Origin of the sequence: Burkholderia sp. Bp9015 (assembly GCF_003853505.1) — a bacterium.
Taxonomy (GTDB): Bacteria; Pseudomonadota; Gammaproteobacteria; order Burkholderiales; family Burkholderiaceae; genus Burkholderia.
Genome location: NZ_QTPZ01000054.1, coordinates 1 through 22,247, shown reverse-complemented (window position 1 = coordinate 22,247; position 22,247 = coordinate 1). Strand labels below are relative to the sequence as shown.

Annotated in this window: 34 protein-coding genes and 1 pseudogene; 33 read left to right on the top strand and 2 right to left on the bottom strand. The window is 61.9% G+C overall.

Features of this window, described 5'->3' with window-relative positions; translation table 11 throughout:
* Positions 1-152 precede the first annotated feature (152 nt).
* The 30 genes from rplC (at position 153) to dsbD (ending at position 16,681) form a co-directional block, all read left to right on the top strand.
* Positions 153-803 (top strand): 50S ribosomal protein L3, encoded by a 651-nt coding sequence (rplC, locus tag DIE12_RS35340; protein WP_006752926.1) that lies wholly within the window; start codon positions 153-155, stop codon positions 801-803.
* Complete coding sequence (rplD, locus tag DIE12_RS35335; RefSeq protein WP_006477192.1) at positions 803-1,423, top strand: 50S ribosomal protein L4; 621 nt, start codon at positions 803-805, stop codon at positions 1,421-1,423. The genes rplC and rplD overlap by 1 nt, the downstream gene beginning before the upstream one ends.
* Positions 1,420-1,734, top strand: coding sequence for a 50S ribosomal protein L23 (rplW, locus tag DIE12_RS35330; RefSeq protein ID WP_004199275.1), 315 nt, complete (start codon positions 1,420-1,422; stop codon positions 1,732-1,734). The genes rplD and rplW overlap by 4 nt, the downstream gene beginning before the upstream one ends.
* A 2-nt stretch (positions 1,735-1,736) precedes the next feature.
* The gene (rplB, locus tag DIE12_RS35325; protein ID WP_006482900.1) at positions 1,737-2,564 is read left to right on the top strand and encodes a 50S ribosomal protein L2; all 828 of its coding nucleotides are present in this window, start codon (positions 1,737-1,739) and stop codon (positions 2,562-2,564) included.
* A 10-nt stretch (positions 2,565-2,574) separates the two neighbouring features.
* Entirely contained in the window at positions 2,575-2,850 is a 276-nt protein-coding gene (gene rpsS, locus DIE12_RS35320) for a 30S ribosomal protein S19 (protein WP_004199273.1), read from the top strand.
* A gap of 12 nt (positions 2,851-2,862) precedes the next feature.
* Positions 2,863-3,192 (top strand): 50S ribosomal protein L22, encoded by a 330-nt coding sequence (gene rplV, locus DIE12_RS35315; protein WP_004199272.1) that lies wholly within the window; start codon positions 2,863-2,865, stop codon positions 3,190-3,192.
* A gap of 11 nt (positions 3,193-3,203) precedes the next feature.
* Positions 3,204-4,004 (top strand): 30S ribosomal protein S3, encoded by an 801-nt coding sequence (gene rpsC, locus DIE12_RS35310; RefSeq protein ID WP_006482899.1) that lies wholly within the window; start codon positions 3,204-3,206, stop codon positions 4,002-4,004.
* A gap of 2 nt (positions 4,005-4,006) precedes the next feature.
* Complete coding sequence (gene rplP / locus DIE12_RS35305; protein ID WP_006482873.1) at positions 4,007-4,423, top strand: 50S ribosomal protein L16; 417 nt, start codon at positions 4,007-4,009, stop codon at positions 4,421-4,423.
* Positions 4,424-4,432: 9 nt separating this feature from the next.
* Positions 4,433-4,627, top strand: coding sequence for a 50S ribosomal protein L29 (rpmC, locus tag DIE12_RS35300; RefSeq protein WP_006400652.1), 195 nt, complete (start codon positions 4,433-4,435; stop codon positions 4,625-4,627).
* Complete coding sequence (gene rpsQ, locus DIE12_RS35295) at positions 4,624-4,896, top strand: 30S ribosomal protein S17 (protein ID WP_006752928.1); 273 nt, start codon at positions 4,624-4,626, stop codon at positions 4,894-4,896. Before rpmC ends, rpsQ begins: the two co-directional genes overlap by 4 nt.
* A 309-nt stretch (positions 4,897-5,205) precedes the next feature.
* A complete protein-coding gene (rplN, locus tag DIE12_RS35290) occupies positions 5,206-5,574 on the top strand; it encodes a 50S ribosomal protein L14 (protein ID WP_006752929.1) in 369 nt (122 codons plus the stop codon).
* 9 nt (positions 5,575-5,583) lie between these two features.
* A complete protein-coding gene (gene rplX, locus DIE12_RS35285; RefSeq protein ID WP_006477187.1) occupies positions 5,584-5,892 on the top strand; it encodes a 50S ribosomal protein L24 in 309 nt (102 codons plus the stop codon).
* A gap of 16 nt (positions 5,893-5,908) precedes the next feature.
* Positions 5,909-6,448 carry a 50S ribosomal protein L5 gene (gene rplE, locus DIE12_RS35280; RefSeq protein WP_006477186.1) on the top strand — a complete coding sequence of 180 codons (540 nt, stop codon included), beginning with the start codon at positions 5,909-5,911 and terminating at the stop codon, positions 6,446-6,448.
* Positions 6,449-6,455: 7 nt separating this feature from the next.
* Positions 6,456-6,761, top strand: coding sequence for a 30S ribosomal protein S14 (rpsN, locus tag DIE12_RS35275; RefSeq protein WP_006482884.1), 306 nt, complete (start codon positions 6,456-6,458; stop codon positions 6,759-6,761).
* Between the two features lie 14 nt (positions 6,762-6,775).
* Complete coding sequence (gene rpsH / locus DIE12_RS35270; protein ID WP_006477185.1) at positions 6,776-7,171, top strand: 30S ribosomal protein S8; 396 nt, start codon at positions 6,776-6,778, stop codon at positions 7,169-7,171.
* Between the two features lie 18 nt (positions 7,172-7,189).
* Positions 7,190-7,720 (top strand): 50S ribosomal protein L6, encoded by a 531-nt coding sequence (rplF, locus tag DIE12_RS35265; RefSeq protein WP_006758786.1) that lies wholly within the window; start codon positions 7,190-7,192, stop codon positions 7,718-7,720.
* 12 nt (positions 7,721-7,732) lie between these two features.
* On the top strand, positions 7,733-8,098 hold the full coding sequence (gene rplR / locus DIE12_RS35260) for a 50S ribosomal protein L18 (RefSeq protein WP_006477183.1): 366 nt from the start codon (positions 7,733-7,735) through the stop codon (positions 8,096-8,098).
* 14 nt (positions 8,099-8,112) lie between these two features.
* Positions 8,113-8,631 carry a 30S ribosomal protein S5 gene (gene rpsE / locus DIE12_RS35255; protein WP_006752931.1) on the top strand — a complete coding sequence of 173 codons (519 nt, stop codon included), beginning with the start codon at positions 8,113-8,115 and terminating at the stop codon, positions 8,629-8,631.
* A gap of 15 nt (positions 8,632-8,646) precedes the next feature.
* A complete protein-coding gene (rpmD, locus tag DIE12_RS35250) occupies positions 8,647-8,829 on the top strand; it encodes a 50S ribosomal protein L30 (protein WP_006400644.1) in 183 nt (60 codons plus the stop codon).
* Positions 8,830-8,855: 26 nt separating this feature from the next.
* On the top strand, positions 8,856-9,290 hold the full coding sequence (rplO, locus tag DIE12_RS35245; RefSeq protein ID WP_006482880.1) for a 50S ribosomal protein L15: 435 nt from the start codon (positions 8,856-8,858) through the stop codon (positions 9,288-9,290).
* Between the two features lie 42 nt (positions 9,291-9,332).
* The gene (secY, locus tag DIE12_RS35240; RefSeq protein WP_006400642.1) at positions 9,333-10,682 is read left to right on the top strand and encodes a preprotein translocase subunit SecY; all 1,350 of its coding nucleotides are present in this window, start codon (positions 9,333-9,335) and stop codon (positions 10,680-10,682) included.
* A 9-nt stretch (positions 10,683-10,691) separates the two neighbouring features.
* Positions 10,692-10,910, top strand: a complete 219-nt coding sequence (infA, locus tag DIE12_RS35235; RefSeq protein WP_004521905.1) for a translation initiation factor IF-1 — start codon at positions 10,692-10,694, stop codon at positions 10,908-10,910.
* Positions 10,911-10,930: 20 nt separating this feature from the next.
* Complete coding sequence (gene rpmJ, locus DIE12_RS35230; protein ID WP_004199844.1) at positions 10,931-11,047, top strand: 50S ribosomal protein L36; 117 nt, start codon at positions 10,931-10,933, stop codon at positions 11,045-11,047.
* A gap of 38 nt (positions 11,048-11,085) precedes the next feature.
* A complete protein-coding gene (gene rpsM / locus DIE12_RS35225) occupies positions 11,086-11,451 on the top strand; it encodes a 30S ribosomal protein S13 (RefSeq protein ID WP_039323572.1) in 366 nt (121 codons plus the stop codon).
* 28 nt (positions 11,452-11,479) lie between these two features.
* On the top strand, positions 11,480-11,881 hold the full coding sequence (rpsK, locus tag DIE12_RS35220; RefSeq protein WP_004197937.1) for a 30S ribosomal protein S11: 402 nt from the start codon (positions 11,480-11,482) through the stop codon (positions 11,879-11,881).
* Positions 11,882-12,037: 156 nt separating this feature from the next.
* The gene (gene rpsD, locus DIE12_RS35215; protein WP_006477177.1) at positions 12,038-12,661 is read left to right on the top strand and encodes a 30S ribosomal protein S4; all 624 of its coding nucleotides are present in this window, start codon (positions 12,038-12,040) and stop codon (positions 12,659-12,661) included.
* Positions 12,662-12,785: 124 nt separating this feature from the next.
* Positions 12,786-13,763 (top strand): DNA-directed RNA polymerase subunit alpha, encoded by a 978-nt coding sequence (locus tag DIE12_RS35210; protein ID WP_006477176.1) that lies wholly within the window; start codon positions 12,786-12,788, stop codon positions 13,761-13,763.
* Positions 13,764-13,910: 147 nt separating this feature from the next.
* Entirely contained in the window at positions 13,911-14,306 is a 396-nt protein-coding gene (gene rplQ, locus DIE12_RS35205) for a 50S ribosomal protein L17 (RefSeq protein ID WP_006477175.1), read from the top strand.
* Positions 14,307-14,514: 208 nt separating this feature from the next.
* Entirely contained in the window at positions 14,515-14,841 is a 327-nt protein-coding gene (gene cutA, locus DIE12_RS35200) for a divalent-cation tolerance protein CutA (protein ID WP_124489450.1), read from the top strand.
* Positions 14,834-16,681: a protein-disulfide reductase DsbD gene (gene dsbD, locus DIE12_RS35195; RefSeq protein ID WP_124523861.1), complete on the top strand. Its 1,848-nt coding sequence runs from the start codon at positions 14,834-14,836 to the stop codon at positions 16,679-16,681. The genes cutA and dsbD overlap by 8 nt, the downstream gene beginning before the upstream one ends.
* A 111-nt stretch (positions 16,682-16,792) precedes the next feature.
* Here dsbD and hemB read toward each other — a convergent pair whose 3' ends face one another.
* Together hemB and yihA are read right to left on the bottom strand one after the other, a co-directional pair.
* The gene (gene hemB, locus DIE12_RS35190; protein ID WP_121860787.1) at positions 16,793-17,791 is read right to left on the bottom strand and encodes a porphobilinogen synthase; all 999 of its coding nucleotides are present in this window, start codon (positions 17,789-17,791) and stop codon (positions 16,793-16,795) included.
* Between the two features lie 253 nt (positions 17,792-18,044).
* A complete protein-coding gene (gene yihA / locus DIE12_RS35185; protein WP_044848923.1) occupies positions 18,045-18,704 on the bottom strand; it encodes a ribosome biogenesis GTP-binding protein YihA/YsxC in 660 nt (219 codons plus the stop codon).
* A 218-nt stretch (positions 18,705-18,922) separates the two neighbouring features.
* Here yihA and DIE12_RS35180 point away from each other — a divergent pair, with 218 nt between their 5' ends.
* From DIE12_RS35180 to DIE12_RS35170, 3 genes and pseudogenes are all read left to right on the top strand, one after another.
* Positions 18,923-19,576 (top strand): cytochrome c, encoded by a 654-nt coding sequence (locus DIE12_RS35180; RefSeq protein WP_044848922.1) that lies wholly within the window; start codon positions 18,923-18,925, stop codon positions 19,574-19,576.
* 201 nt (positions 19,577-19,777) lie between these two features.
* The gene (locus DIE12_RS35175) at positions 19,778-21,988 is read left to right on the top strand and encodes a cytochrome c biogenesis protein ResB (protein WP_044848921.1); all 2,211 of its coding nucleotides are present in this window, start codon (positions 19,778-19,780) and stop codon (positions 21,986-21,988) included.
* 4 nt (positions 21,989-21,992) lie between these two features.
* Positions 21,993-22,247 (top strand): annotated as a pseudogene (locus DIE12_RS35170) (c-type cytochrome biogenesis protein CcsB); the annotation flags it as partial.

Here is a 22,247-nt window from a genome sequence, read left to right as displayed (position 1 = left end):
GGCGGTGCTAAGTCTTTGTATTGCTTGCGGAAATCGAGAAGTCGGGCTATACTGCTTGGCTTTTCGCGTATTCGCGTAAAAAAGTTGGGCCTTGCGTGCCCGGCATTTTGTAAATCAGCCCCGACCAATCGCAGTCGGGAATGGAGAAAATGATGAGCCTTGGACTCGTAGGTCGCAAGGTTGGCATGACCCGTATCTTCACGGCTGAAGGGGATTCGATTCCCGTCACCGTGCTGGACGTGTCGGACAACCGCGTGACGCAGATCAAGACTGTTGAAACCGACGGCTACACGGCCGTGCAGGTTGCATTCGGCTCCCGCCGCGCATCGCGCGTGACGAAGCCGCTGGCAGGTCATCTCGCCAAAGCCGGTGTCGAAGCCGGTGAAATCCTCAAGGAATTCCGCATTGACGCGGCCAAGGCAGCTGAGCTGTCGAATGGCGCCGTGGTCGGTGCTGATCTTTTCGAAGTAGGCCAGAAGGTCGACGTGCAAGGCGTGTCGATCGGTAAGGGCTACGCCGGTACGATCAAGCGTTATAACTTCTCCTCCGGCCGTGCTACCCACGGTAACTCGCGCTCGCACAACGTGCCGGGCTCGATCGGTATGGCGCAGGATCCGGGTCGCGTTTTCCCGGGTAAGCGCATGACGGGTCACCTCGGTGACGTTACGGTGACGGTGCAGAACCTCGAAATCGCTCGTATCGACGCAGAGCGCAAGCTGCTGCTCGTCAAGGGCGCGATTCCGGGCGCGAAGGGCGGCAAGGTTTTCGTGACGCCGGCCGTCAAGACCAAGGGGGCGAAATAATGGAACTCAAGCTCCTGAACGAAAATGGTCAGGAAGGTGCAGTGGTCAACGCGTCGGACGTCGTGTTCGGTCGTGACTACAACGAAGCGCTGATCCACCAGGTCGTCGTCGCGTACCAGGCGAATGCTCGCCAGGGTAACCGCGCACAGAAGGACCGCGAGCAAGTCAAGCACACCACCAAGAAGCCGTGGCGTCAGAAGGGTACGGGCCGCGCTCGTGCCGGTATGTCGTCGAGCCCGTTGTGGCGTGGCGGTGGTCGCATCTTCCCGAACTCGCCGGAAGAAAACTTCTCGCACAAGGTCAACAAGAAGATGCATCGCGCAGGTCTCTGCTCGATCTTCTCGCAGCTGGCCCGCGAAGGCCGTCTGTCGGTCGTCGAGGACATCATCCTCGAAGCGCCGAAGACCAAGCTGCTGGCTGACAAATTCAAGACCATGGGTCTCGACTCCGTTCTGATCATCACGGACACGGTCGACGAGAACCTGTACCTGGCTTCGCGCAACCTGCCGCACGTGGCGATTGTCGAGCCGCGCTACGCTGACCCGCTGTCGCTGATCTACTTCAAGAAAGTGCTGGTCACGAAGGCTGCGGTCGCCCAGATCGAGGAGTTGCTGTCATGAGCGAGATTCGCAAGAACGATCATCGTTTGATGCAGGTCCTGCTCGCACCGGTGATCTCGGAAAAGGCGACGCTGGTTGCCGACAAGAACGAGCAAGTCGTGTTCGAAGTCGCACCGGATGCCACGAAGCAGGAAGTGAAGGCGGCTGTCGAGCTGCTGTTCAAGGTTGAAGTTGATTCGGTCAACGTGCTGGTTCAGAAGGGCAAGCAAAAGCGCTTCGGCCGTTCGATGGGCCGCCGCAAGGACGTGAAGAAGGCGTACGTTTGCCTGAAGCCCGGCCAGGAAATCAACTTTGAAGCGGAGGCCAAGTAATCATGGCAATCGTGAAAGTTAAGCCGACATCGCCGGGTCGCCGCGCGATGGTCAAGGTGGTCAACAAGAACCTGCACCAGGGCAAGCCGTTCGCGGCACTGCTCGACTCGCAGAGCTCGACCGCCGGCCGTAACAACAACGGCCGTATCACCACGCGTCACAAGGGTGGTGGTCACAAGCAGCACTATCGTATCGTCGACTTCCGTCGCACGAAGGATGGCATTCCGGCAAAGGTCGAGCGTCTCGAGTACGACCCGAACCGTAGCGCGAACATCGCGCTGGTGCTCTACGCAGACGGCGAGCGTCGCTACATCATCGCCCCGAAGGGCCTGACCGTCGGCCAACAGCTGATGTCGGGTTCGGAAGCGCCGATCCGTGCAGGCAACACGCTGCCGATCCGCAACATTCCGGTCGGTACGACGATCCACTGCATCGAGATGCTGCCGGGCAAGGGCGCGCAAATGGCGCGTTCGGCTGGCACGTCGGCCATGCTGCTGGCACGTGAAGGCGTCTACGCGCAGGTTCGTCTGCGTTCGGGCGAAATCCGCCGCGTGCACATCGAGTGCCGTGCAACGATCGGTGAAGTCGGTAACGAAGAGCATAGCCTGCGCCAGATCGGCAAGGCTGGCGCGAACCGCTGGCGCGGTATCCGCCCGACGGTGCGTGGCGTTGCGATGAACCCGGTTGATCACCCGCACGGTGGTGGTGAGGGCAAGACGGCTGCAGGTCGCGACCCGGTGAGCCCGTGGGGTACGCCGGCTAAGGGTTACCGCACCCGCAGCAACAAGCGCACGACGACGATGATCGTCCAGCGCCGTCACAAGCGTTAAGGAGTAGGCAATGGCACGTTCTGTAAAAAAAGGTCCGTTCTGCGACGCCCATTTGCTGAAGAAAGTTGAGGCGGCTGCAGCTTCGCGCGACAAAAAGCCGATCAAGACCTGGTCGCGTCGCTCGACGATTCTGCCGGATTTCATCGGCCTGACGATCGCTGTTCACAACGGCCGTCAACACGTTCCGGTGTACATCTCGGAAAACATGGTCGGCCACAAGCTTGGCGAGTTCGCACTGACCCGTACGTTCAAGGGTCACGCGGCCGACAAGAAGGCCAAGAAATAAGGGGCAATCAAGATGGAAGTGAAAGCAATTCATCGCGGTGCCCGCATCTCGGCGCAAAAAACGCGCCTTGTGGCTGACCAGATCCGCGGTTTGCCGGTCGACAAGGCGCTGAACGTTCTGACGTTCTCGCCGAAGAAGGCGGCTGGCATCGTGAAGAAGGTTGTGCTGTCGGCAATCGCGAATGCGGAGCACAACGAAGGCGCTGATATCGACGAGCTCAAGATCAAGAGCATCTACGTCGACAAGGCGGCATCGCTCAAGCGTTTCACCGCGCGCGCCAAGGGCCGCGGTAACCGCATCGAGAAGCAATCCTGTCACATCACTGTGACGGTCGGGAATTAAGGAGCCATACGATGGGACAGAAAATTCATCCGACTGGCTTCCGCCTGGCTGTCAGCCGCAATTGGGCTTCGCGTTGGTACGCGAACAACAACAATTTCGCGGCGATGCTGCAGGAAGACATCGGTGTTCGTGAATACCTGAAGAAGAAGCTGAAGAACGCTTCGGTCGGTCGGGTGGTCATCGAGCGTCCGGCGAAGAACGCGCGCATCACGATTTACAGCTCGCGTCCGGGCGTCGTCATCGGCAAGAAGGGCGAGGATATCGAACAGCTGAAGACGGAACTGCAACGCCGCATGGGCGTGCCGGTTCACGTCAACATCGAAGAAATCCGCAAGCCGGAAACCGATGCGCAACTGATCGCTGACTCGATCACGCAACAGCTCGAGCGCCGGATCATGTTCCGTCGCGCGATGAAGCGTGCGATGCAGAACGCGATGCGTCTGGGTGCCCAAGGCATCAAGATCATGAGCGCAGGCCGTCTGAACGGTATCGAAATCGCTCGTACGGAGTGGTATCGCGAAGGTCGCGTGCCCCTTCACACGCTGCGTGCCGACATCGACTACGCGACCTCGGAAGCGAAGACGACTTACGGGATCATCGGCGTCAAGGTGTGGGTATACAAGGGCGACACGCTCGGCCGCAATGACGCGCCGGTGGTCGAAGAAGTAGCCGAAGACAAGCGTCCGCGTCGCAATGCGCGTCCGGGCGACCGTCGTCCGCGCCGTGACGGCGAAGGCGGCGCTCCGGGTGCTCGTCGTGGCGCACCGCGCCGTGGCGCCGGCAAGCCCGAAGACGGCAAGACTGGAGAATAACGATGCTGCAACCGAAACGCAGAAAGTATCGTAAAGAGCAGAAGGGTCGTAACACCGGCAAGGCGACGCGCGGCAACGCAGTGTCGTTCGGTGAATTCGGTCTGAAGGCGATCGGTCGCGGTCGTTTGACCGCACGTCAGATTGAAGCGGCGCGTCGTGCAATGACGCGTCACATCAAGCGTGGCGGCCGCATCTGGATCCGGATCTTCCCGGACAAGCCGATTTCGCAAAAGCCGGCAGAAGTGCGTATGGGTAACGGTAAGGGTAACCCGGAGTACTACGTCGCCGAGATCCAGCCGGGCAAGATGCTCTATGAAATGGACGGCGTAACCGAAGAACTGGCACGCGAAGCGTTCCGTCTGGCTGCAGCCAAGCTGCCGCTGAAGACGGCATTCATCGTGCGCCAGCTCGGCGCCTAAGGAGAAAACATGAAGGCTTCCGAACTTCTCCAGAAAGACCAGGCCGCGCTCAACAAGGAGCTGGCGGACCTGCTGAAGGCGCAATTCGGCCTGCGCATGCAACTCGCGACCCAGCAGCTCACGAACACGAGCCAGCTGAAGAAGGTTCGTCGCGACATCGCACGTGTGCGGACCGTCATGACTCAGAAGGCGAACCAGAAATGAACGATAGCGTGAAAACCTCGCTGAAGCGGACGCTGGTCGGTCGGGTCGTCAGCAACAAGATGGACAAGACCGTCACCGTGCTGATCGAGCACCGCGTCAAGCACCCGATCTACGGCAAGTATGTCGTGCGCTCGAAGAAGTACCACGCGCATGATGAAGCGAACACCTGCAACGAAGGCGATCTCGTCGAAATCCAGGAAACTCGTCCTGTTTCGAAGACGAAGGCCTGGACGGTGTCGCGCCTCGTCGAAGCAGCTCGCGTCATCTAAGCGGGCAGAGCAGTAGGCAGTAACAAGCACTTCGCCACGAAGTGCTTGAAATCGCAAAGTTTTTGCTTGCGTGACCAGGGTTATTTGTTATAATCCTGGTCTTCCCTCTTTATGGGAGCCCCGTCGCGGGCGAAGTTGGTGGGGGAAGCGGACTGGCGCCAGCCTGTCCGAAAGATTCACCGAATTGCGATGGCGGGTTTCGTTTGCCGTCGCTGCTGTTCCAACCCAAGCAGCCGATTGGCTGACGGGACCAAGACTGACCGAATGCATCATGGTGGTGCAATCGGATTAAGTTGGGAAAGACAAACCATGATCCAGACCGAATCTCGGCTCGAAGTAGCCGACAACACGGGTGCACGTGAAGTCATGTGCATCAAGGTGCTCGGCGGCTCGAAGCGTCGTTATGCCGGCATTGGCGACATCATCAAGGTGACCGTCAAAGAAGCAACGCCGCGCGGGCGCGTGAAGAAAGGCGAAATCTACAACGCCGTGGTGGTCCGCACCGCCAAGGGTGTTCGCCGTCAAGACGGCTCGCTGATCAAGTTCGACGGCAACGCCGCTGTGCTTTTGAATAACAAGCTTGAGCCGATCGGCACCCGTATCTTCGGGCCGGTGACGCGTGAGCTGCGTAGCGAACGATTCATGAAGATCGTTTCGCTGGCGCCGGAAGTGCTGTAAGGAGTCGCGATGAACAAGATTCGCAAAGGTGACGAAGTCATCGTCGTCACTGGCAAAGACAAGGGCAAGCGCGGCGTCGTGCTGGCTGTCGGTGCAGAACATGTGACGGTTGAAGGTATCAACCTCGTCAAGAAGCATGTGAAGCCGAACCCGATGAAGGGTACGACGGGCGGCGTGGAAGCGAAGACGATGCCCCTGCATATTTCGAACGTCGCACTGGTCGACGCGAATGGCAAGGCGTCGCGTGTTGGCATCAAGGTCGAGGAAGGCAAGAAGGTTCGCTTCCTGAAGACGACCGGTGCCGTACTGAGCGCCTGACGCAGCGGAGTAAAAAATGGCTCGTTTTCAAGAGTTTTACAAAGAAAAGGTTGTGCCCGGCCTGATCGAGAAGTTCGGTTACAAGTCGGTCATGGAAGTGCCGCGCATCACCAAGATCACGCTGAACATGGGTCTTGGCGAAGCGATCGCTGACAAGAAGATCATCGAGAACGCCGTCGGCGACCTCACGAAGATCGCTGGTCAGAAGCCGGTCGTCACGAAGGCACGCAAGGCAATCGCAGGCTTCAAGATCCGCCAGGGTTACCCGATCGGCGCGATGGTGACGCTGCGTGGCCAAGCGATGTACGAATTCCTCGACCGTTTCGTGACCGTTGCCCTGCCCCGCGTGCGTGACTTCCGCGGTGTGTCGGGTCGTGCCTTCGATGGCCGCGGCAACTACAACATCGGTGTGAAAGAGCAGATCATTTTCCCCGAAATCGACTACGACAAGATCGACGCACTGCGTGGGCTGAACATCAGCATCACGACGACTGCGAAGACCGACGACGAAGCAAAGGCTCTGCTCGCCAGCTTCAAGTTCCCGTTCAGAAACTGAGGTTACCGTGGCTAAACTGGCACTGATCGAACGTGAAAAGAAGCGCGCCCGCCTGGTCGCGAAGTTCGCAGCAAAGCGCGAAGCGCTGAAGGCGATCGTCGAAGACCAAAGCAAGTCGGAAGAAGAGCGCTACGAAGCACGCCTTGAGCTGCAGCAACTGCCCCGCAACGCAAACCCGACCCGCCAGCGTAACCGCTGCGCGATCACGGGCCGTCCGCGTGGCACGTTCCGTAAATTCGGCCTCGCGCGTAACAAGATTCGTGAAATCGCATTCCGTGGCGAGATTCCTGGCCTGACCAAGGCGAGCTGGTAATAGGAGAAACGTAAATGAGCATGAGTGATCCTATCGCCGATATGCTGACTCGCATCCGCAACGCGCAGATGGTCGAGAAGGTATCGGTCGCGATGCCCTCGTCGAAGGTCAAGGTTGCAATCGCGCAAGTCCTGAAGGACGAAGGTTATATCGACGATTTCGCCGTCAAGGCGGAAGGTGCGAAGTCCGAACTGAATATCGCGCTGAAGTACTACGCAGGTCGCCCGGTCATCGAACGCCTCGAGCGCGTGTCGAAGCCTGGTCTGCGCGTGTACCGCGGCCGTAACGACATTCCGCAGGTCATGAACGGCCTGGGTGTGGCAATCGTGTCGACGCCGAAGGGCGTGATGACCGACCGCAAGGCGCGCGCTACCGGCGTCGGCGGCGAAGTCATCTGCTACGTTGCTTAAAGCCGAGGAGAGAGAAACATGTCTCGAGTAGGTAAGAGCCCGATCGCGCTGCAAGGCGCGGAAGTCAAGCTGGCCGACGGTGCGATCACCGTCAAGGGCCCGCTGGGCACCATCACGCAAGCGATCAATCCGCTCGTGAACGTGGCGAACAACGACGGCACGCTGAATCTGTCGCCGGTCGACGAAAGCCGCGAAGCAAACGCACTGTCGGGCACGATGCGCGCGATCATCGCGAATGCCGTGCACGGCGTGACCAAGGGTTTCGAGCGCAAGCTGACGCTGGTTGGCGTCGGTTATCGTGCGCAAGCGCAAGGCGACAAGCTGAACCTGTCGCTGGGTTTCTCGCACCCGGTGGTGCACCAGATGCCGGAAGGCGTCAAGGCTGAAACCCCGACGCAAACCGAAATCGTGATCAAGGGGATCAACAAGCAACAAGTCGGTCAAGTGGCTGCGGAAGTCCGCGGTTACCGTCCGCCGGAGCCGTACAAGGGCAAGGGCGTGCGCTATTCCGACGAGGTTGTGATCCTCAAAGAAACGAAGAAGAAGTAAGGGTGCGCAATCATGGATAAGACTCAATCTCGCCTGCGCCGCGCTCGCCAGACGCGTATCAAGATCGCTGAGCTGCAGGTCGCGCGTCTCGCCGTGCATCGCACGAACACGCACATCTACGCTCAAGTGTTCTCGCCCTGCGGCACCAAGGTGCTCGCCAGCGCGTCGACGCTCGAAGCAGAAGTGCGCGCTGAACTGGCCGACAAGTCGGGCAAGGGCGGCAACGTTAATGCCGCGACGCTGATCGGCAAGCGTATTGCCGAGAAGGCAAAGGCTGCCGGCATCGAATCCGTCGCCTTCGACCGCTCGGGCTTCCGCTACCATGGCCGCGTCAAGGCGCTGGCTGAGGCAGCTCGCGAAGCTGGGCTCAAGTTCTAAGGAAGGAATTCGTCATGGCAAAGATGCAAGCGAAAGTTCAGGCTGACGAGCGCGACGACGGCCTTCGCGAAAAGATGATTTCGGTCAATCGCGTGACCAAGGTCGTGAAGGGTGGCCGTATTCTCGGCTTCGCCGCACTGACCGTGGTTGGCGACGGTGATGGCCGCATCGGTATGGGCAAGGGCAAGGCGAAGGAAGTGCCGGTCGCTGTCCAGAAGGCAATGGAACAAGCTCGCCGCAACATGTTCAAGGTGCCGCTCAAGAACGGCACGCTGCAGCACGAAGTGCACGGCAAGCATGGCGCATCCGCTGTCCTCCTCGCTCCGGCGAAGGCAGGTACGGGCGTGATCGCCGGCGGCCCGATGCGCGCAGTGTTCGACGTGATGGGCGTTCAGAACGTCGTGGCGAAGAGCCACGGTTCGACGAACCCGTACAACCTCGTTCGCGCCACGCTGGACGGTCTGCGGAAGCAGTCGACCCCGGCAGACATCGCGGCGAAGCGCGGCAAGTCCGTCGAAGATATTTTGGGCTAAGCCCGGGTGGTCACCATGTCTGAAAAAACTGTCAAGGTTCAGCTCGTCAAGAGCCTGATCGGGACCCGCGAATCGCACCGTGCGACCGTGCGTGGCCTGGGCCTGCGCCGACTCAACTCGGTTAGCGAGCTGCAGGATACGCCGGCGGTCCGCGGCATGATCAACAAGGTCTCGTACCTCGTTAAGGTCATCGCGTAAGCGGCCCTACGGATCAAGGAGTTGATATGGAATTGAATAACCTGAAGCCGGCCGCTGGTGCAAAGCACGCCAAGCGTCGTGTCGGCCGCGGCATCGGTTCGGGCCTCGGCAAGACGGCTGGCCGTGGTCACAAGGGTCAGAAATCGCGTTCGGGCGGCTTCCACAAAGTCGGTTTCGAAGGCGGTCAGATGCCGCTGCAACGTCGTCTGCCGAAGCGCGGCTTCACGTCGCTGACGAAGGAATTCGTCGGTGAAGTGCGCCTGGGCGACCTCGAGAAGCTGCCGGTCGATGAAATCGATCTGCTCGCACTGAAGCAAGCCGGCCTGGTCGGCGAGCTGACGAAGAGCGCAAAGATCATCGCGACGGGCGAACTGAAGCGCAAGATCGTCGTGAAGGGTCTCGGCGCCACCAAGGGTGCGCGCGCTGCGATCGAAGCGGCTGGCGGTTCGTTCGCCGAGTGACACGCGTAGCGCGTCGTTACTTGCATTCATCGGAGAAGGTACTTGGCTAACAGCCCGAGTCTTGCAAAACCCGGTCGAAGCACGGCGAAATTCGGCGATCTGCGTCGGCGAGCGATGTTCCTGCTCCTGGCGCTGATCGTCTATCGCATCGGCGCGCACATCCCCGTGCCGGGCATCGATCCGGATCAACTGGCGAAGCTGTTCCAGAGCCAGGCGGGCGGCATCCTTGGCATGTTCAACATGTTCTCGGGTGGCGCGCTTTCCCGCTTCACGATCTTTGCGCTGGGGATCATGCCGTACATCTCGGCGTCGATCATCATGCAGTTGCTGGCGATCGTCTCGCCGCAACTCGAGGCGCTGAAGAAGGAAGGGCAGGCAGGGCAACGGAAGATCACGCAGTACACGCGGTATTTCACCGTGGTGCTCGCGACCTTCCAGGCGTTCGGTATCGCGGCTGCGCTGGAAAACCAGCCGGGCCTCGTGATCGACCCCGGCATGCTGTTCCGGCTGACGACGGTCGTGACGCTGGTTACCGGCACGATGTTCCTGATGTGGCTGGGTGAGCAGATCACCGAGCGTGGTCTGGGCAACGGCATCTCGATCATCATCTTCGGCGGGATCGCAGCAGGGTTCCCGAATGCCGTCGGTGGGCTGTTCGAGCTGGTGCGTACGGGTTCGATGAGCATCATTTCGGCGATCATCATCGTCGTTCTGATCGCCGCGGTGACTTACCTGGTCGTGTTCATCGAACGCGGTCAGCGCAAGATCCTCGTGAACTACGCGAAGCGCCAGGTCGGCAACAAGATCTACGGTGGCCAGTCGTCGCACTTGCCGCTGAAGCTGAACATGTCGGGCGTGATTCCGCCGATCTTCGCATCGTCGATCATCCTGTTCCCGGCCACGATTCTCGGCTGGTTTAGCACGGGTCAGCCGTCGGGAAGCTGGATCTCCAACACGTTGCATAACGTCGCGGAGGCGCTGAAGCCGGGCCAGCCGGTCTATGTGCTGCTGTACACGCTGGCGATCGTGTTTTTCTGCTTCTTCTACACCGCACTGGTGTTCAACAGCAGGGAAACCGCGGACAACCTGAAGAAGAGCGGCGCGTTTGTTCCGGGCATTCGTCCGGGCGACCAGACCGCACGATATATCGACCGCATCCTCACGCGTCTGACGCTGGCCGGTGCGATCTACATCGTCTTCGTGTGTCTGCTGCCGGAATTCCTGGTGCTGCGCTGGAACGTGCCGTTTTATTTTGGTGGAACGTCGCTGCTGATCATTGTCGTCGTCACGATGGACTTCATGGCGCAGGTGCAGTCGTACGTTATGTCGCAACAGTATGAGTCGCTGCTCAAGAAGGCAAACTTCAAGGGCGGCAACATCCCAATGCGTTAATCAAGGACTATGGCCAAAGACGATGTAATCCAGATGCAAGGTGAGGTGATCGAAAACCTCCCGAATGCGACCTTCCGCGTGAAGCTGGAAAACGGCCATGTCGTGTTGGGGCATATCTCCGGGAAGATGCGGATGCACTACATCCGCATCCTGCCGGGCGACAAGGTGACGGTTGAATTGACGCCTTACGATCTGTCTCGTGCGCGGATCGTGTTCCGGGCGAAGTGATTTGAAAAAAGGGTATTATCATGAAAGTGATGGCATCGGTTAAGCGCATTTGCCGCAATTGCAAGATCATCAAGCGCAAAGGCGTCGTTCGCGTGATCTGCAGCTCGGATCCGCGCCACAAGCAGCGCCAAGGCTGACCGCGCGTTTGTTTGCGCTTTTTGTTTGAGGAAAAACAATGGCTCGTATCGCAGGGGTTAACATCCCGAATCACCAGCATACCGAGATCGGCCTGACGGCAATCTTCGGTATCGGCCGCACGCGCTCGCGCAGCATCTGCACGGCAGCTGGCGTGGAATTCTCGAAGAAGGTCAAGGACCTGACCGACGCAGACCTCGAAAAGCTGCGTGAAGAAGTGGGCAAGTTCATCGTCGAAGGCGATCTGCGCCGTGAAGTGACGATGAACATCAAGCGCCTGATGGACCTCGGTTGCTACCGTGGCGTTCGTCATCGCAAGGGCCTGCCGATGCGCGGTCAGCGTACGCGTACGAACGCACGTACCCGCAAGGGTCCGCGTCGTGCAGCGCAAGCGCTGAAGAAGTAAGCGGAACTGACAGTTACAGGAAAACGTAATGGCTAAGGCTTCGAACACCGCGGCGCAACGCGTTCGCAAGAAGGTTAAGAAGAACGTCGCTGAAGGCGTGGTTCACGTTCACGCGTCGTTCAACAACACGATCATCACGATCACCGATCGCCAGGGCAATGCACTGGCATGGGCGACGTCGGGCGGCCAGGGCTTCAAGGGCTCGCGCAAGTCGACGCCGTTCGCTGCTCAGGTTGCTGCTGAGTCGGCCGGTCGCGTGGCGATGGAATATGGCGTGAAGAATCTGGAAGTGCGGATCAAGGGCCCGGGCCCGGGTCGTGAGTCGGCAGTGCGTGCACTGCATGGCCTCGGCATCAAGATCACCGCGATTTCGGACGTCACCCCGATTCCGCACAACGGCTGCCGTCCGCCGAAGCGCCGTCGTATCTAAGAATGCTGCTGGCACGTTCGTGCTGGCGCATTTGCCTGTCGCCGCGTAGCGTCGACGGGCGTTGCTTTTTTGATTGACTAAGCCCACCGTTCGCCCCAAAGGGCGCGAACTAGCGCGGATTCCGGTCCGCGTGACTGATTGATAAAGGAATGCAAAGTGGCACGTTATATCGGCCCTAAGGCCAAGCTGTCCCGCCGTGAAGGCACCGACCTGTTCCTGAAGAGCGCGCGCCGCTCGCTCGCCGACAAGTGCAAGCTTGACAGCAAGCCGGGTCAGCACGGCCGTACCTCGGGCGCACGTACGTCCGACTATGGTACGCAGCTGCGCGAAAAGCAGAAGGTCAAGCGTATTTACGGCGTCCTGGAGCGTCAGTTCCGCCGCTACTTCGCTGAAGCCGACCGCCGCAAGGGCAACACGGGTGAAAACCTGCTGCAACTGCTCGAGTCGCGTCTCGACAACGTCGTGTATCGCATGGGCTTCGGCTCGACCCGCGCTGAAGCGCGTCAGCTGGTGAGCCACAAGTCGATCACGGTGAACGGCGTCGTCGCGAACGTGCCGTCGCAGCAAGTGAAGGCGGGTGACGTCGTCGCGATCCGCGAAAAGGCGAAGAAGCAGGCGCGTATCGTCGAAGCGCTGTCGCTGGCCGAGCAAGGCGGCATGCCGAGCTGGGTTGCAGTCGATGCGAAGAAGTTCGAAGGCACGTTCAAGCAAATGCCGGAACGCGCTGAAATCGCAGGCGACATCAACGAAAGCCTGATCGTCGAATTGTATTCGCGTTAATCCGATTGACGGCCGAGGTACCCCGATTGCGTTATGCAAGGAGGGGCCTCGGCTGTTTATTTTCTGGTTGTTACCGGTCAGCCTTATCGGTGTAACGAGCCGAGGGTATTGAAAAGGAAAGCCCATGCAAACCAGTTTGCTGAAACCCAAGATCATCGCCGTGGAATCGCTGGGCGAGAACCACGCGAGGGTGGTCATGGAACCGTTCGAACGCGGTTACGGCCACACCTTGGGCAATGCGCTTCGCCGCGTGCTGCTGTCGTCGATGGTTGGCTACGCGCCGACCGAAGTCACGATCGCTGGCGTGGTGCACGAGTATTCGACGCTTGACGGCGTGCAAGAGGACGTCGTCAACCTGCTGCTGAACCTGAAGGGTGTGGTGTTCAAGCTGCACAACCGTGACGAAGTGACGGTGACCCTGCGCAAGGAAGGCGAAGGCGTCGTCACGGCCGGCGATATCGAGCTGGCGCACGATTGCGAAGTCATCAACCCGAATCACGTGATCGCACACCTGTCGAAGGGCGGCAAGCTCGACGTTCAGATCAAGATCGAAAAGGGTCGCGGCTATGTGCCCGGCAACGTCCGTCGCTACGGCGAAGACACGGCCAAGATCATCGGCCGCATCGTCCTCGACGCATCGTTCTCGCCGGTTCGCCGCGTGAGCTACGCCGTTGAAAGCGCACGTGTCGAGCAGCGTACCGACCTCGACAAGCTCGTGATGAACATCGAGACGAGCGGCGTGATCACCCCGGAAGAGGCGATCCGTCAATCGGCCCGCATCCTGGTCGACCAGCTGTCCGTGTTCGCGGCACTGGAAGGCACGGAAACGGCTGCCGAAGCACCGTCGCGCGCACCGCAGATCGATCCGATCCTGCTGCGTCCGGTGGACGATCTCGAGCTGACGGTTCGTTCGGCGAACTGCCTGAAGGCCGAGAACATCTACTACATCGGCGACCTGATCCAGCGCACGGAAAACGAGCTGCTGAAGACGCCGAACCTCGGTCGCAAGTCGCTCAACGAGATCAAGGAAGTGCTCGCTTCGCGCGGTCTCACGCTGGGCATGAAGCTCGAAAACTGGCCGCCGGCTGGTCTCGACAAGTAAGCCCGGTTGTAGCCCGGCTGTAGCAGTAGTTGGCAAAGATGCGGATTTTCCTTTAAAATCCGCATCTTGCTTTTTTCTCTACCGGCCCGTGCACCCCAGAGGTGCGATAGAAGAGCTGGATCAAAACTTTGAATCAAGGAAACTGAAATGCGCCATCGTCATGGTCTGCGGAAACTGAACCGCACGAGCAGCCACCGTCTGGCTATGCTCCGTAACATGTCCAACTCGCTGATCGAGCACGAAGTCATCAAGACGACGCTGCCGAAGGCGAAGGAACTCCGTAAAGTCGTCGAGCCGCTGATCACGCTCGGCAAGAAGCCGTCGCTGGCAAACCGTCGCCTGGCGTTCAACCGCCTGCGCGATCGTGACTCGGTGGCGAAGCTGTTCGACGTGCTCGGTCCGCGTTTCGCGAACCGTCCGGGCGGCTACCTGCGCGTGCTGAAGTTCGGCTTCCGCGTCGGCGACAACGCACCGATGGCACTGGTCGAGCTGCTCGATCGTCCGGAAGTCGACGAAACGGAAAACGTGCAAGAAGCCGAGTAAGCTTCCGGTACGCAGCAGGATCCGAAAGGGCCGAGCAATTGCTTGGCCCTTTTTGTTTTTGGCGGCGCCTCGGCTGCGATCGATTGTCGCAGGCCGGTGCCGGCAGTGCCGCGCGGGCTGCGCTACGATATGCAGTTATTGGCGCGGGCCCCTCGATGGGGCGATTCGTGGCGGCGGAAGCCGGTAAAGGCCAGTCAGGAGGGCGCGTATGGTGGTGGTATTGATGCTGACGACGGTGCCGGATGCGGTGACGGCCGCGGCGCTCGCTGACGGCGCGCTCGACGCGCGGCTTGCCGCGTGCGTGTCGGAGCTCGGTGCGATCAAGTCGCGCTATCACTGGCAGGGCAAGGTCGAGACGGCCGACGAGATCCAGTTGCTGTTCAAGACGAGCCCCGTCCGCTCGCTCGAACTGGAGCGATTTATTCTCGCGCATCATCCGTACGAGACGCCGGAAATCGTCTCGTGGCAGGGGACGGCCACGGCCGCGTACGGCCAGTGGGTGACCAGCGAAACTCAACGTCTATTTCATGTTTAACGGTATGGCGCTTTCCGTGCGCGTGCGCGCGCTGCGGTTCCTCGCAGTCCTGATGTCGTTCATGTTCGTGCTGGGCGGCCTGTCGGTCGCGCGCGCGGCCGACGATTTTCTCGATCCGTCGGTCGCATTCAAGTTCAGCGCGAGCGAATCGCCGGGGCAGGTGGACGTCCGTTTCAAGGTTGCCAGCGGCTATTACCTGTACCGCGAGCGGTTCGCGTTCGCGGTGAAGGGCGGGCAGGCGACGCTCGGCGATCCGCAATTCCCGGCCGGCCATGTGAAGTTCGACCAGACGTTCCAGAAGGAAGTCGAGACCTATCGCGACGAGGTCGTGATTCATGTTCCGGTCAAGCAGGCGGCGGGGCCGTTCGAGCTCGCTGTGACGTCGCAAGGATGCGCCGACGAAGGAATCTGCTATCCGCCTGCGGAGCACGTCGTGAAGGTCGACGGCGCTGCGCTGGGCGCGGCCGCGCCGGTCGATCGCACGGCGGCTTCGGGCAGCTGGTTCGACAAGGTCACGAGCGCGGATTTCGCGCAGTCGCTGCTCGAGGGGCACGGTTTCTTCACCATCGTCGCACTGTATTTCGTCGCCGGCGTCGTGCTGAGTCTCCTGCCCTGCTCGTATCCGATGATTCCGATCGTGTCCGCGATCATCATCGGCCAGGGCACGCGCGCGACGCACGCACGCGGTTTCGCGCTGTCGCTGACGTACGTGGTCGGCATGGCGCTCGTCTATACGGTGCTGGGCATCGCGGCGGCGCTGGTCGGCCAGAGCCTGGGCGCATGGCTGCAGAACCCGTGGGTGCTCGGTGCATTCGGCGTGCTGCTCACCGCATTCGCCGTATCGCTGATTTCCGGCAAGGACATCGCGCTGCCCGAGCGCTGGCAGAACGGCGCGGCGGAAGCCTCGAGCGCGCGCCGGGGCGGCCACTTCGTCGCGGTCGCCGCGATGGGGGCGTTGTCGGCGCTGGTCGTCGGCGCATGCATGACGGCGCCGCTGTTTGCGGTGCTCGCGTTCATCGCGCACACCGGCAATGCGCTGCTCGGCGGCGCTGCGCTGTTCGCTATGGGGTTGGGGCTCGGCGTGCCGCTGCTCGTCGTCGGCATCGGTGCAGGTACGGTGCTGCCGCGCGCGGGCGCATGGATGGACGGCGTGAAGGTGTTCTTCGGCATCGTGCTGCTTGCCGCCGCGCTGTGGATCGTGTGGCCGGTGCTCGCGGGTGCTCTGAAGATGGTGCTCGCCGCATTGTGGCTGCTCGTCGCGGCTGCGGCGCTTGGCCTGTTTACGCCGCATGCCGGCGCCGCATCGATCTGGCGCCGTCTCGGTCGCGGCCTCGGTGCTGCGCTTGCGATCTGGGCTGCAACGCTGCTCGTCGGTCTTGCGGCGGGCTCCAACGACCCCGTGAAGCCGCTGGCCGTGCTCGCGGCGCGCACGGTTGCGTCGGGCGATGCGTCGGCAGCCGGTGCGGCGACCGGAGGGCAGGGGCCCGCGTTCGCGTCGGTGCGCTCCAGTCGCGAGCTCGATGCGCTGCTGAAGACGTCGGGTCAGCCCGTGATGCTCGACTTCTACGCCGACTGGTGCGTGAGCTGCAAGGAGATGGAGCATCTGACGTTCACCGATTCGCGCGTGCAGGCGCGGCTCGCGCAGCTTCACCTGGTGCGTGCCGACGTCACCGCGAACAATCCGGACGACCAGGCGCTGCTCAAGCGCTTCAACCTGTTCGGGCCGCCGGGCATCATCTTCTTCGATCGCAACGGCAACGAAATCGGCCGTGTGGTTGGTTATCAGGCGGCCGAGACGTTCCTGCGCAGCCTCGATCGCGCGGCGGTACCGACGGTGTGACGCGCGCTCGTCGGCGCACGGGCGGCCCGCTGCGCCGACCGGACGGTGCAAAAAAAACGGCGGGACACCGAAGTGTCCCGCCGTTTTTCCTTGTGCCGGCCGGCGCGCGGCTCAGCGCTGCGCTTTCAGCAGACGCGCGGCATCGAGCGCGAAGTACGTGAGCACGCCGTCGGCGCCTGCGCGCTTGAACGCGAGCAGCGATTCGAGCACTACCTTGTCGTGATCGAGCCAGCCGTTCATCGCGGCGGCCTTCAGCATCGCGTATTCGCCGCTCACCTGGTACACGTAGGTCGGGAAGCGGAACTCGTCCTTCACGCGGCGCACGATGTCGAGATACGGCATGCCGGGCTTGACCATCACCATGTCGGCGCCTTCGTCGATGTCGAGGCGCACTTCGCGCAGCGCTTCGTCGCTGTTCGCCGGATCCATCTGGTAGGTCATCTTGTTGCCCTTGCCCAGATTGGACGCCGAGCCGACCGCATCGCGGAACGGGCCGTAGAACGCCGACGCGAACTTGGCCGAATAGGCCATGATGCGCGTATGGATGTGACCGTCGCTTTCCAGCATTTCACGGACCGCGCCGATGCGGCCGTCCATCATGTCCGACGGCGCGACGATGTCGACGCCGGCTTCGGCCTGCGCACGCGCCTGGTCGACCAGGATCTCGATCGTGTCGTCGTTGATCACGTAGCCGTTCTCGTCGAGCACGCCGTCCTGGCCGTGGCTCGTGTACGGGTCGAGCGCGACGTCGGTCAGCACGCCGAGTTCGGGGAAGCGCTTCTTCAGTTCGCGCACCGCGCGCGGGATCAGGCCTTCCGGATTTGCCGCTTCGCGGCCGTCAGGCGTCTTCAGCGACGGCTCGATGGCCGGGAACAGCGACAGCACGGGCACGCCGAGTTCGACGCACTGCTCGGCGACATGCATCAGCAGATCGACCGACACGCGCTCGACGCCGGGCATCGACGGGACGCTCTGGCGTTCGTTGGTGCCGTCCACGACGAACACCGGATAGATCAGGTCGTCGGTGGTCAGGCGGTTTTCGCGCATCAGGCGCCGGGAGAAGTCGTCGCGGCGCATCCGGCGCGGACGGTGAAGCGGATGGAAGCTCATGGCGATTGGGCAGAAATCAGGGTAGTAAGAACCTTACGGAACCCTTAGGTCATTTTCGAGAGCGTTGGTATATGATAGCGATCGAGCGGCACGCGTCGCGTGCCGCTCCCCGCTTCTCCTCCCTGAGCGGGTGCCTGTCGTTATTCGATTAGGCTGTTTGACCCGCCGTTCAACGGCGGGTTTTTTTATGAGCCGGCCGAATCCGCAGGTGCCGTCAGGTGCGCACGGCCGGTCCCGGCCGCGCGTTGCCCGCTCATTGTGCTACAGGCTCGCTTTTTTCGTCGGCGACGGACGGCCGCACCCAGCTCTCGATCAGTTCATGGGCCTCGTCGAGCCCCGTGCGCTTCAGCGCCGAGAACAGCTGGACCGTCAGCTTGCCCTTCACGCCCTGGTCACGGTACGCGTCGAGTCCCTTCTGCGTGTTGCGCAGCGCGTTGATGCTTTCTTGCCGCGTCAATTTGTCGCACTTCGTCAGCAGCGTGTGGATCGGCTTGCCGGTCGGCGCGAACCACTCGATCATCCGGCGATCGAGGTCGGTCAACGGGCGGCGCGAATCCATCATCAGGATCAGGCCGCACAGCTGCGAACGCGTCGCGAGGTAGGACGACAGCAGCATTTCCCAGTGGGCCTTCGCGGCCCCCGGCACTTCCGCGTAGCCGTAGCCGGGCAGGTCGACGAGGTTCGCGACGGGCTCGGCGGCCGGGCCGACGGAGAAGTAGTTGATGTGCTGGGTGCGGCCGGGCGTCTTCGACGCGAAGGCAAGCCGCTTCTGGTTGCACAGCACGTTGATCGCCGTCGATTTGCCGGCATTCGAGCGGCCCGCGAACGCGATTTCCGGTTGTACCGTCGGCGGCAGGTCGCGCAGATGGTTGACGGTCGTGTAGAAGCGGGCTTGGTGGAGCAAAAAGGCCATGGGGGAAACCGGTGGGACGGGGCGGCGCGAGCCGCTTGGTGGAGGCGGGGTAGCCCCGATAGGCGCGGGAGCTTTCAGCGCGATATTGTACAATACGGCGGTTTTGCCGAAGGGCTGCGGGCGCCTGCCTCGCGCTTTTATGCAGCTTCTGCGGTAGACTGGTCGACGTCGTTTTTTGCAGAACCTCAAATTCCCACAAGACGAAACAGGGTGTGCGAATGAATCGACTGTGCAAGTCTCTGATGGTGCTTCAGGTTGCAGCAGGGTTCGTAGGTTTCGTAGCGGAGGCAAATGCGGCGGATGCGGCAAAGCCGGATCTGGACCGCGGCAAGGCGATTGCCGGGCAAGTTTGCGCGTCGTGTCACGGCGCGGACGGCAACAGCGCGTCGGGCAGTTTCCCGAAGCTGGCCGGCCAGCATCCCGACTATCTGGTCAAGCAGTTGAACGACTTCAAGGCCCAGCCGGGCGCGAAGGGGCCGGCGCGGACCAATCCGGTGATGGTCGGGTTCGCGAGCGCGTTGAGCGCGGACGACATGCGCAACGTCGCTGCGTATTACGGATCGCAGACGACGAAGCTCGGCACCGCACGCGACGCGGCGACCGTGCCGATCGGCCAGAAGATCTATCGCGGCGGCATCGCGGAAAAGGGTGTACCCGCCTGCGCGAGCTGCCACGGGCCGACGGGGCAGGGCATTCCGGTCCAGTACCCGCGTCTGTCGGGGCAATGGGCCGATTACACGGTTGCCCAGTTGACCGCGTTCCAGCAGGGTGTCGGCGCGCGCAACAACAACGAGGCGATGCATCAGATCGCAGCGCGTCTGTCGGACAACGAGATCAAGGCCGTCGCGGATTACATCGCGGGCCTGCGTTGACCGGACGGTCGCGAATGGAATGACCGGGCGCCCGAAGGGCGGCCGGCGTCAGAACAAGAAAAAGGGTGGGGCGCCGCGTGATTGCGGTTGCCTCGCCCTTTTTTGTCGGCACTCGCCGGGTCGTCCCCAGCGTGCTGACCGCCCCCTTGGGGCAGCGAACATAGTGAGCGTAGGGGCTGTTTCCCCTTAGTCGGAGTTTGAATGAGCGTTACCACGTCGGGGTTGCAGTCGAAGTCGGGTCAAAGTGCGTCCAGGCGCGCGATCGAGCTGCTGAGCTCGATGCGCTTCGCGATCGCGCTGCTGGTAGTGCTGTCGATCGCGAGCATCGTCGGCACGGTCCTGACGCAGGACGATCCGTATCCGAACTACGTGAACCAGTTCGGGCCGTTCTGGGCGGACATCTTCCGCTCGCTGGGCCTGTACAACGTGTACAGCGCCTGGTGGTTCATGCTGATCCTGATCTTCCTCGTCGTGTCGATCTCGCTGTGCGTGATCCGCAATGCGCCGAAGATGCTTGCCGATGCGAAGAGCTGGAAGGACAAGGTCCGCGAAGGCAGCCTGCGCGCGTTCCACCACAAGGCCGAATACTCGGCGTCCGGCACGCGCGCGACCGTCGCGGCCACGCTCGCCACGTTCGTCACCAAGGCCGGCTACAAGCACGTCGTGCGTGAAACCGACGGCGCGACGCTGATTTCCGCGAAGCGCGGCGCGCTGACGAAGTGGGGCTACATCTCCGCGCACCTTGCGATCGTCGTGATCTGTATCGGCGGCCTGCTGGACAGCAACCTGCCGATCAAATTCCAGATGTGGATGTTCGGCAAGAGCCCGGTCAACACGAGCGCGACGATCAGCGAAATCTCGCCCGACCACCGGCTGTCCGTGTCGAACCCGACGTTCCGCGGCTACGCGTGGGTGCCGGAAGGCCAGTTCGTGTCGACCGCGATCCTGAACCAGCCGAGCGGCTCGCTGATCCAGGACCTGCCGTTCTCGATCCAGCTCAACAAGTTCATCGTCGACTACTACACGACCGGGATGCCGAAGCTGTTCGCGAGCGACATCGTCGTGATCGATCGCGAGACGGGCCAGAAGATCCCGGCGCGCGTCGAGGTCAACAAGCCGTTCACGTACAAGGGCGTGTCGATCTACCAGTCGAGCTTCCAGGACGGCGGCTCGCAGATGGAGATGACGGCCTACCCGATGACGGGCGGCAACGCGAAGACCTTCGCGGTGAAGGGCACGATCGGCAGCACGGCGCCGCTGCAGATGCCGGGCAGCGACGGCGACACGATCGAGTTCTCCGACTTCCGCGCGATCAACGTCGAGAACATGGCCGACGCGAACGGCAAGCCGGACGTGCGCGGCGTCGCGAAGACGGCGTCGCTGAAGGAAGCGTTCGACGAGCGGCTCGGTTCGGGCGCGAAGACGTCGAAGCCGGTGCAGCTCCACAACATCGGCCCGTCGGTGCAATACAAGATTCGCGGCAAGGACGGCCAGGCGCGCGAATTCAATAACTACATGCTGCCCGTCGACATGGGCGGCACGCGCGTGTTCCTCGCCGGCGTGCGCGCGAGCCCGAACGATCCGTTCCGCTACATGCGGATTCCGGCCGACAGCCAGGATTCGATCGGCGAATGGATGCGCCTGCGCGCCGCGCTCGAGGATCCAGCCGTGCGTGCCGACGCCGCCGCGCGCTTCGCGCAGCGTTCGCTGCCGACGACCGAAGCGTCGCTGCGTGGCCGCCTGCAGGACAGCGCGTTCAAAGTGCTGACCCTTTTTGCGGCGAGCGACGACAGCATCGGCCGCGGCGCCGACGGCCAGCCGGTCGGCGGCTTCCAGGCGGTGGCGACCTTCATCGATCGTTCGGTGCCGAAGGCCGAGCAGGAGAAGGCGGCGAGCCTGCTGCTGCGCATGCTCGAGGGTTCGATGTGGGAGGTCTGGCAGATCGCGCGCGAGCGCGCCGGCGAGCCGGCTGCCCAACAGGGCGCCGACACGATCCGCTTCGTGCAGAACGCGATCAATGCGCTATCGGACAGCTTCTTGTATGGATCGCCGGTCTATTTGCAGCTTGACTCCTTCAAGCAGGTGCAAGCTTCGGTATTTCAGTTGACGCGCGCACCCGGCAAGAATCTGGTGTATCTTGGCAGCCTGCTGCTGGTCGCCGGCATCTTCTCGATGTTCTACGTGCGCGAGCGGCGCCTCTGGTTCTGGCTCAAGGATGCCGGTTCGGGCGTCGATGTGGTGATGGCGATGTCCACGGCCCGCAAGACCTTCGATTTCGAAAAAGAATTCGTGCAGACGCGCGACGCGGCCGGCGCCGCCTTGCGCGCCGCACCGCGCGACGCCGCGCCCGCCGGTGCGGCAGCGACTGCCCGTCCGCCTGCCGGCGGCGATTCCGAGAATTCCACCCGGTAACATCATGGATCTCACGCAAGTTTCCTCTTCCCGTTCGGGGCCGGTTCAGGCCCCGAATCCGGCGCCGTTGTTCGACGACCGTCCGTTCCTCGCGCGCCTGTCGGTCATCGACTGGCTGTTCGCACTGGCACTCGTGGTCGGCGCGGGCTATGCGTTCGTGCATTACAACGAACACATGAATTACTACGACAAGGCGGTGATGATCGGCACCGTGCCGGCGCTCGTCGTGCTCGGCTGGCGCTGGAAGCCCGCGCGGCTG

Excerpts from the sequence above, each read along its gene's own strand:
- rplC (WP_006752926.1), top strand. The coding sequence starts at position 153 with ATGAGCCTTGGACTCGTAGGTCGCAAGGTTGGCATGACCCGTATCTTC.
- rplD (WP_006477192.1), top strand. The coding sequence starts at position 803 with ATGGAACTCAAGCTCCTGAACGAAAATGGTCAGGAAGGTGCAGTGGTC.
- rplW (WP_004199275.1), top strand. The coding sequence starts at position 1,420 with ATGAGCGAGATTCGCAAGAACGATCATCGTTTGATGCAGGTCCTGCTC.
- rplB (WP_006482900.1), top strand. The coding sequence starts at position 1,737 with ATGGCAATCGTGAAAGTTAAGCCGACATCGCCGGGTCGCCGCGCGATG.
- rpsS (WP_004199273.1), top strand. The coding sequence starts at position 2,575 with ATGGCACGTTCTGTAAAAAAAGGTCCGTTCTGCGACGCCCATTTGCTG.
- rplV (WP_004199272.1), top strand. The coding sequence starts at position 2,863 with ATGGAAGTGAAAGCAATTCATCGCGGTGCCCGCATCTCGGCGCAAAAA.
- rpsC (WP_006482899.1), top strand. The coding sequence starts at position 3,204 with ATGGGACAGAAAATTCATCCGACTGGCTTCCGCCTGGCTGTCAGCCGC.
- rplP (WP_006482873.1), top strand. The coding sequence starts at position 4,007 with ATGCTGCAACCGAAACGCAGAAAGTATCGTAAAGAGCAGAAGGGTCGT.
- rpmC (WP_006400652.1), top strand. The coding sequence starts at position 4,433 with ATGAAGGCTTCCGAACTTCTCCAGAAAGACCAGGCCGCGCTCAACAAG.
- rpsQ (WP_006752928.1), top strand. The coding sequence starts at position 4,624 with ATGAACGATAGCGTGAAAACCTCGCTGAAGCGGACGCTGGTCGGTCGG.
- rplN (WP_006752929.1), top strand. The coding sequence starts at position 5,206 with ATGATCCAGACCGAATCTCGGCTCGAAGTAGCCGACAACACGGGTGCA.
- rplX (WP_006477187.1), top strand. The coding sequence starts at position 5,584 with ATGAACAAGATTCGCAAAGGTGACGAAGTCATCGTCGTCACTGGCAAA.
- rplE (WP_006477186.1), top strand. The coding sequence starts at position 5,909 with ATGGCTCGTTTTCAAGAGTTTTACAAAGAAAAGGTTGTGCCCGGCCTG.
- rpsH (WP_006477185.1), top strand. The coding sequence starts at position 6,776 with ATGAGCATGAGTGATCCTATCGCCGATATGCTGACTCGCATCCGCAAC.
- rplF (WP_006758786.1), top strand. The coding sequence starts at position 7,190 with ATGTCTCGAGTAGGTAAGAGCCCGATCGCGCTGCAAGGCGCGGAAGTC.
- rplR (WP_006477183.1), top strand. The coding sequence starts at position 7,733 with ATGGATAAGACTCAATCTCGCCTGCGCCGCGCTCGCCAGACGCGTATC.
- rpsE (WP_006752931.1), top strand. The coding sequence starts at position 8,113 with ATGGCAAAGATGCAAGCGAAAGTTCAGGCTGACGAGCGCGACGACGGC.
- rpmD (WP_006400644.1), top strand. The coding sequence starts at position 8,647 with ATGTCTGAAAAAACTGTCAAGGTTCAGCTCGTCAAGAGCCTGATCGGG.
- rplO (WP_006482880.1), top strand. The coding sequence starts at position 8,856 with ATGGAATTGAATAACCTGAAGCCGGCCGCTGGTGCAAAGCACGCCAAG.
- infA (WP_004521905.1), top strand. The coding sequence starts at position 10,692 with ATGGCCAAAGACGATGTAATCCAGATGCAAGGTGAGGTGATCGAAAAC.
- rpmJ (WP_004199844.1), top strand. The coding sequence starts at position 10,931 with ATGAAAGTGATGGCATCGGTTAAGCGCATTTGCCGCAATTGCAAGATC.
- rpsM (WP_039323572.1), top strand. The coding sequence starts at position 11,086 with ATGGCTCGTATCGCAGGGGTTAACATCCCGAATCACCAGCATACCGAG.
- rpsK (WP_004197937.1), top strand. The coding sequence starts at position 11,480 with ATGGCTAAGGCTTCGAACACCGCGGCGCAACGCGTTCGCAAGAAGGTT.
- DIE12_RS35210 (WP_006477176.1), top strand. The coding sequence starts at position 12,786 with ATGCAAACCAGTTTGCTGAAACCCAAGATCATCGCCGTGGAATCGCTG.
- rplQ (WP_006477175.1), top strand. The coding sequence starts at position 13,911 with ATGCGCCATCGTCATGGTCTGCGGAAACTGAACCGCACGAGCAGCCAC.
- cutA (WP_124489450.1), top strand. The coding sequence starts at position 14,515 with ATGGTGGTGGTATTGATGCTGACGACGGTGCCGGATGCGGTGACGGCC.
- dsbD (WP_124523861.1), top strand. The coding sequence starts at position 14,834 with ATGTTTAACGGTATGGCGCTTTCCGTGCGCGTGCGCGCGCTGCGGTTC.
- hemB (WP_121860787.1), bottom strand. The coding sequence starts at position 17,791 with ATGAGCTTCCATCCGCTTCACCGTCCGCGCCGGATGCGCCGCGACGAC.
- yihA (WP_044848923.1), bottom strand. The coding sequence starts at position 18,704 with ATGGCCTTTTTGCTCCACCAAGCCCGCTTCTACACGACCGTCAACCAT.
- DIE12_RS35180 (WP_044848922.1), top strand. The coding sequence starts at position 18,923 with ATGAATCGACTGTGCAAGTCTCTGATGGTGCTTCAGGTTGCAGCAGGG.
- DIE12_RS35175 (WP_044848921.1), top strand. The coding sequence starts at position 19,778 with ATGAGCGTTACCACGTCGGGGTTGCAGTCGAAGTCGGGTCAAAGTGCG.